Genomic DNA, 5,773 nt, shown 5'->3' on the forward strand with positions numbered 1-5,773 from the left:
CGATTTAAAAACAGGAAAAATATCAGTAACTTCTCCAATAGGAAGAGGTTTACTGGGAAAATCTGTAGGAGAAATAGCCGAAATCACTGTGCCAAATGGCGCTTTGAAATTTGAGATTTTAGAAATTTCTCGGGATTAATTCATTAAATCTCATTAAATAATTTGTCACATTGAGCGCAGTAGAAGTGATTTCTAATAGCAAACACAATGTCATTTATAAACAAAGTAAAATGAGCAGTATTTTTACCAAAATTGTAAACGGAGAAATTCCATGCTATAAAATCGCAGAAGACGAAAACTTTCTAGCGTTTTTAGATGTAAATCCAAATGCAAAAGGACACACTTTGTGTATTCCAAAACAAGAAATCAATAAAATTTTTGACATAGAAGACGAATTGTATTTGGGATTAATGCTTTTTTCTAAGAAAATTGCGGTTGCTCTAGAAAAATCTGTTCCATGCAAAAGAATTGGTATGGCAGTTATTGGTCTAGAAGTTCCACATGCTCATGTTCATTTAATTCCGTTAAACGAAATGGACGAAATGCGTTTTCAAAATAAAATTTCTCTATCTAAAGAAGAATTTGAAGAATTGGTTAAAAAAATTCAAAGCAATATGTAGTTTTAATTTAAAATTTTCACGATGAGAATATTTTTGTTTATTTCACTATTTTTCATTTCTGTTTTTTCTAATCTTCAAGCGCAAAATCAATATGATGCTATTGATAAAAAAATAGATGCAATGCCCAATAGTTTTGAAGAATCTACCACTCAAATTGTAAAATATATTAACGACAACTTTAGTTCTAACGATGATAAAATTAGAGCTGCTTTTTACTGGACAGCATCAACAATAAGTTATGATGTTGAAAACATATCGAACCAAAAACCCAATCAATCTGCTTTAGAAAAAGTGACCAATACTTTAAAATCTAAAAAAGGTATTTGCATGCACTATGCTCAAGTTTTTTATGACATCATGAATAAACTTGAAGTAAAAACAATTTTAGTCGATGGTTACACCAAAGATATAAAAGGAAAAGTTTCTAATCTATCTCATGTTTGGTGCGCTTCTAAAATAGATGAAAAATGGTATTTATTTGATCCAACTTGGGGATCAGGATATGTAAATGATTTAAAATTTACTAGAAAATTAAACAATAAATTTTATAAAGCTGAGCCCAAAAGTTTAATTGCAACACACATGCCATTTGATTATTTGTGGCAATTTTCAGAATATCCAATAAACAATCAAGAGTTTTATGATAGTAAATTAGAAGCTACAAATAAAACAACAATCTTTGATTATTTAACTGAAATTCAAAGACATGAAAGTTTGTCGGATGTGGAAAAATCAGCAAATAGCGTTGAAAGAATTAAAAAAAATGGTTTAAAAAACCGGATGATAATTGATAAATTAGAGTTTGCAAATTTAAAAACTGGTTATTTTAATCATAAAGAAAGTATTGTAAAACTTGATGAAATAATAAATAACTTAAAAGAAGCGCATCGGCTTTTTGGAGAATTTGTAAAATATAGAAACAATAGATTTGTACCTTTTCAATCAGATGAAGATTTAAAAAGCAAAATTCAAACACCTTGTGATTTATTGGCAAAATGTCAAAATGATTTAACAGAAATAAAAGATATTAATAAAGAAAACATTCCGGTTATTAATAATTTAAAACGATCAATGGCTTCAAGTAAACCTATGTTTGACGAAAACTTAACTTTTGTAAACGAATTTATTTCTAAAGAAATTCCAGAAAGAGCTAAAATGTTTGTTAAAACTAGAGTTGTTAGAAGATAATTATTTGGCTTTTTTATAAATAATTTGCATTGTAGTTCCTAGATTTATTTCAGATTTTAGAACTTTTATTTTACCATTGTGATATTCTTCGGCTATACGTTTAGTTAGTGATAAACCCAATCCCCAACCACGCTTTTTGGTTGTAAATCCAGGTTCGAAAACGCGTTTAAATTGATTTTTTGGAATTCCTTTTCCTGAGTCTTTTATATTTATTTTTACGTTTTGACCATCGTTTTCTATCCAAATTTTTAATTTTCCTCTGCCTTTCATCGCATCAATTGCATTTTTCATTAGGTTTTCTATTGTCCAACTGTGTAAAGCCGAGTTTAGTGAAACCATTAAGGGTTTGTTTGGTGCCGAAAAACTAAATTCTACTTGTTTTGAAAAACGTGATTTTAAATATTCAAACGATTCTTTGGTTTCTTCAACTATGTCTTTATTTTCTAAAACTGGTTCAGACCCAATTTTAGAAAAACGCTCTGTAATTGTTTGCAATCTATTGATGTCTTTTTCAATTTCAGTTATGGTGGTTTCATCAACATTATCGGCTTTCATAATTTCTAACCAACCAATTAATGATGATAACGGAGTTCCAATTTGGTGCGCAGTTTCTTTTGCCATTCCAGCCCAAAGTTTGTTTTGGGTTGCCATTTTAGTGCTTTTATAGAAATTGTAAACAACGGCTCCAAAAAGAAAAATTATTAATAAAAGCGCTACAGGATAATATTTTAATTTGTTTAATAATGAAGAATCACCATAATATAATTTGTGGGTTATTCCATCAGATATTTTCATAATGATGGGTTCGTTTTGATTTTTTAATTTTTGAAGTTTTGCATATAATTTCTTTTTATCAATTTTAATATCGGCTTCTATGTTTTTAGTATCAATTATAGAATCGTTTTCGGTTTTAATAATTGGAATTCTTGGGTTTTGTATTATGGCTAGTGGTAATTCTAGATCGGCATTTAAATCGTCGGTCATTATTTTTTTTTGTGCCAAAGCCCAATTTTGCATTTTAACGCGCTCTTCATTTTTAAAAATCTGAAAAAAAGAATAAGTATTCCATAAAATAAGCAATACAATTACAAACGAAGTTATGATGATTATCCAACGAGTTCTGTTTCTGTTTTCGGAAAATTGCATTTATGAATTTTTGTTTAAAAGTAATGATTTTTTTCAAATTGAAATTGAAATTGAATTTTTACACGAATTCTACAAATTAACCATAATGTTAAGTAAAAATAATTTCACAAATTTTATAAGTTTTCATTTTGAAATTGAAATTGAAATTGAAATTGAATTTTGATATTGCAATTGTCATTGAAATTGAATTCTTATATTTGTAAAAATTACTATTTTATGTTAACAATTGATCCAAAGGAAGTTTCGGCAATGAAGTTGCAAGGATATTTGCAAAGTGCTATTGCGCCAAGACCAATTGCATTTGCGAGTACTATTGATAAAAATGGAAACCCCAATTTGTCACCATTTAGTTTTTTTAATATTTTTAGTTCCAATCCTCCAATTTTAGTTTTTTCGCCAGCCAGAAGAGTTAGGAATAATACCACCAAACATACTTTAATTAACTGTGAAGAAACGCGTCAAGTTGTAATAAACATGGTAAATTTTGACATAGTACAACAAATGTCCTTGTCGAGTACAGAATATGCCGATGGTGTAAATGAATTTTTAAAATCGGGTTTAACTCCAATTCCATCCGAAGTTGTAAAACCATATCGCGTTGCCGAAAGTCCGGTGCAATTTGAGTGTAAGGTAAATGATATTATTCCTTTAGGAAAAGATGGTGGAGCAGGAAATATGATAATTTGTGAAGTTTTAAAAATGCATATAAACGAAGCAATTTTAGATGCAAATGGATTTATTGATCCAATAAAAATTGATTTGGTTTCTCGACTTGGAGCCAATTGGTATTCGAGAGCTAAAGAAGGACTTTTTGAAGTAGAAAAGCCATTGGCAACTTTGGGAATTGGTGTAGATTCAATTCCAGATTTTATAAAAAAAAGTGCCGTTTTTAATGGTAATGATTTAGGAAAATTAGGAAATATTGAAGCATTGCCAACAAGTGAAGAAATTACTATATTTGTAGAACAAAATTTTGAAGTGAAAGGTGTTTTGAGTGCTGATGATGAGTTAAAAATGCACCAATTAGCCAAAGAATATTTAAATAAAAATGAAGTACTAACCGCTTGGAAAGTGCTTTTAGCAAAACAATAAAACAATAATATTATGGAAGTTTCAGGAAAAGTAAAAGTGGTTGGCGCAGAGCAACAAGTGAGTCCAACGTTTAAAAAAAGAGAGTTAGTAATTACTACAGACGAGCAATATCCGCAAAGTATAATGATTGAATTTGTTCAAGACAAAAGCGATTTATTAAACAATGTAACCGTTGGAGAAAACGTAAAAGTTTCTATAAATTTAGGAGGAAGAGAATGGGTAAATCCACAAGGAGAAACTAAATATTTTAACTCTATTAAAGGTTGGAGAATTGAAAAAACTCAAACTGAAAATGCAGCAGCAGCACAACCAATGGCTCCAATGCCAGCAGCAGAAGCATTTGCTCCAGCAACCGATTTTAAAGAAGAAGAACACGACGATTTACCTTTCTAATAAGAAAATAGAGTAAAGAGAATAGAATAAAGACTGCCATTCTAATTTTTATGTAAATTTTAGAATGGCTTTTGCTTACTAAATCTTTTCTCTTTCTTCTATTTTCTATTCTATAAAAAATGTATTTCCTAACCAAAGAACTTTATTTTCCTCCAGTTGAAGAAGCATCTTATGAAGGTGTTTTGGCTGTTGGCGGAGATTTATCAATAGAAAGATTATTGTTAGCATACAACAATGGAATTTTTCCATGGTTTGATGAAAACGAACCAATACTTTGGTGGTCACCATCTACAAGAATGGTTGTCAATCCTAAGGATTATAAAGTTTCTAAAAGCATGCGAAATATTCTAAATAGGAATATTTTTGAAGTTACTATTAATAAAGATTTTGAATCTGTAATTTCAAATTGTCAAAATATTGAAAGAAAAGGACAAGACGGCACTTGGATTTCTGATGATATTATAAAATCGTACACCGAATTACATAAATTAGGTAAAGCAAAATCATTTGAAGTTTGGCAAAATAATGAACTTGTTGGTGGCTTGTATGGTGTTGATTTAGGTCATGTTTTTTGTGGCGAAAGTATGTTTTCATTAGTTCCAAATGCTAGTAAGATTGCTTTTGTAAAACTTATAGAATACTTAAAAGAAAACAATTATAAATTACTTGATTGTCAATTACACAATGACCATTTGGAAAAATTAGGTGCTTTTGAAATTTCTAGAGAATCTTTCATTTTGGTTTTGAAAAGTTAGTTTTCAGTCTGTCTTATTTGATCTGTTAATGAATATTTTTCTTCAACAGGAAATTTTTTTGACAGCTCAAAAATTTCCATTGCTAATTGAAAAGCTTTTTTATAAACTAATAATTCTTTATAATCCATCTTAATCTGCTTTAAAGTTTGTCTAATATCTGAAAACTGTGACTAAAAATTGCGACTGCGACTGAATACTGAAAACTATCTCTGTGTCCAACAATCTTCAACATGATCATTTACCATTCCTGTAGCTTGCATGTGAGCATAAACAACAGTTGAGCCAACAAACTTAAATCCGCGTTTCTTTAAATCTTTACTAATTTCGTCAGAAAGTGGCGTTGTTGAAGGCACTTCTTTTAGTGATTTTCGGTTGTTTTCAATCGGTTTCCCACCAGTAAAATTCCAAATATATTTAGAAAAACTTCCAAATTCTTCTTGTACTTTCATAAAAGAAATTGCATTTGAAATAGTTGCTCTAACTTTTAATTTATTTCTAATAATTCCTGCATCCAATAATAATTCCTGAACTTTTTCTTCATTATATTGAGCTATTTTTTTATAATCAAAACCATGAAAT

General features: G+C 29.3%; 9 protein-coding genes. 6 read left to right on the forward strand and 3 right to left on the reverse strand.

Annotated elements, in window-relative coordinates:
* From ACH2BO_RS12310 to ACH2BO_RS12320, 3 genes are all read left to right on the forward strand, one after another.
* Positions 1-139, forward strand: a 139-nt coding sequence (locus ACH2BO_RS12310) for a GreA/GreB family elongation factor (protein WP_395045038.1), incomplete at its 5' end; no start/stop codon positions are given.
* A 91-nt stretch (positions 140-230) separates the two neighbouring features.
* On the forward strand, positions 231-620 hold the full coding sequence (locus ACH2BO_RS12315; protein ID WP_395045030.1) for an HIT family protein: 390 nt from the start codon (positions 231-233) through the stop codon (positions 618-620).
* Positions 621-641: 21 nt separating this feature from the next.
* Positions 642-1,808, forward strand: a complete 1,167-nt coding sequence (locus ACH2BO_RS12320; RefSeq protein WP_395045031.1) for a transglutaminase domain-containing protein — start codon at positions 642-644, stop codon at positions 1,806-1,808.
* Here the strand turns inward: ACH2BO_RS12320 and ACH2BO_RS12325 are convergent, their stop codons facing one another.
* Complete coding sequence (locus ACH2BO_RS12325) at positions 1,809-2,954, reverse strand: sensor histidine kinase (protein ID WP_395045032.1); 1,146 nt, start codon at positions 2,952-2,954, stop codon at positions 1,809-1,811.
* A gap of 216 nt (positions 2,955-3,170) precedes the next feature.
* Between ACH2BO_RS12325 and ACH2BO_RS12330 the strand changes: the two genes are divergently transcribed.
* The 3 genes from ACH2BO_RS12330 to aat all read left to right on the forward strand — a co-directional run bounded on the left by ACH2BO_RS12330 (position 3,171) and on the right by aat (position 5,194).
* Positions 3,171-4,046, forward strand: coding sequence for a flavin reductase family protein (locus ACH2BO_RS12330; RefSeq protein ID WP_395045033.1), 876 nt, complete (start codon positions 3,171-3,173; stop codon positions 4,044-4,046).
* A 12-nt stretch (positions 4,047-4,058) separates the two neighbouring features.
* Positions 4,059-4,439, forward strand: coding sequence for a DUF3127 domain-containing protein (locus tag ACH2BO_RS12335; protein ID WP_395045034.1), 381 nt, complete (start codon positions 4,059-4,061; stop codon positions 4,437-4,439).
* A 119-nt stretch (positions 4,440-4,558) separates the two neighbouring features.
* The gene (gene aat / locus ACH2BO_RS12340; RefSeq protein WP_395045035.1) at positions 4,559-5,194 is read left to right on the forward strand and encodes a leucyl/phenylalanyl-tRNA--protein transferase; all 636 of its coding nucleotides are present in this window, start codon (positions 4,559-4,561) and stop codon (positions 5,192-5,194) included.
* Here aat and ACH2BO_RS12345 read toward each other — a convergent pair.
* Positions 5,191-5,322, reverse strand: a complete 132-nt coding sequence (locus tag ACH2BO_RS12345; protein ID WP_395045036.1) for a four helix bundle protein — start codon at positions 5,320-5,322, stop codon at positions 5,191-5,193. The two genes, aat and ACH2BO_RS12345, sit on opposite strands and share 4 nt — an antisense overlap.
* A 75-nt stretch (positions 5,323-5,397) precedes the next feature.
* On the reverse strand, positions 5,398-5,773 hold a 376-nt coding region (locus ACH2BO_RS12350; RefSeq protein ID WP_395045037.1), incomplete at its 5' end, for a DNA-3-methyladenine glycosylase I.

The organism is Flavobacterium sp. (assembly GCF_043773265.1).
GTDB lineage: Bacteria > Bacteroidota > Bacteroidia > Flavobacteriales > Flavobacteriaceae > Flavobacterium.